Annotated in this window: 1 pseudogene; it reads right to left on the reverse strand. The window is 44.5% G+C overall.

The features are described 5' to 3' along the window. Window positions 1-81: 81 nt before the first annotated feature. Window positions 82-1,002: pseudogene (locus tag F6K53_RS45565) on the reverse strand (sodium:solute symporter); the annotation flags it as partial.

Raw genomic sequence — 1,002 nt, forward strand, 5'->3', positions numbered from 1 at the left:
CCGATATTTTTTTAATTTTGATGCTGGAAAACCCATTCCGTAATATATGGGATAACATTACTAGAAGTGATCGCCATAATTTTAACCGCGATACAATTGAGCTTCTCTTTCTTCAGACCGCACGCTCTGTCTAGTAATTTTACTTCCTCCAGTTATATTGGAGACGAGAATAAATGCGACCAATCCCACCAAAGGACTAATCAGAGTGGGGAAACCATCGAAATCAGCAGTAAAAATACTGTTAGGAATATATAACAGTGTATTATCGATACCGAAAGTAGTAGGCATCAATACAAATAGTATCAGCCGCGTCAGCGAACCCAGAATAATACAGGATAGGGCACCCTGCCAAGTTGCTTTAGACCAGTAAATTCCACCCGCTAGGGGTATTACCAACCCTGCAAATCCCAGATCGAAAGCTAGCAGTAGTAGAACTCCAGTTTGAGGAACTTTTAAAGCAAAAATCACTCCTAAAGTGGTAATTACAAAAGCCATGACGCGGGTAATCATTAACAGCCTGTCTCCTGCTGCGTTGTGGTCGTCATGGCGGATACCAATAATATTATGAGCAATTACGGAAGAAGTACCCAAAATTGCACCATCAGCGGTAGAAAGAGACGCGGAAAGAATGGCGACGATGACTAATAATCCCAGCAGGGGAGGTACTATACCATCGAGGAGAGCATAAAGGAGCGGTCCATCGGGGGTAATCCCGGCCGAGGCGAGAATTTGAGGTGCAGACAGAGCAATCAACGAAAACGGAATGCCGATAATTAAAGTTCCCACACAACCTATTAGACAAGCCCTTTGGGCAGTTTCGGGACTGTCAGCGGCAAAGATTCTTGCCATAAAATCGATCGCCACAATATCCCCCAATCCCAACGCTAACAGAGTCGCCCAATTAATTGCCGCGCCAGCAGCAGGATCGGTTAGTTGTGCCAAAGCCAAAGGACCAGTATCAGCAGCAATATTTAAGCCAAAGTTGCCAGCAATGAACAAAAG

It is taken from the genome of Moorena sp. SIO4A1 (genome assembly GCF_010672065.1).
Taxonomy (GTDB): domain Bacteria; phylum Cyanobacteriota; class Cyanobacteriia; order Cyanobacteriales; family Coleofasciculaceae; genus Moorena.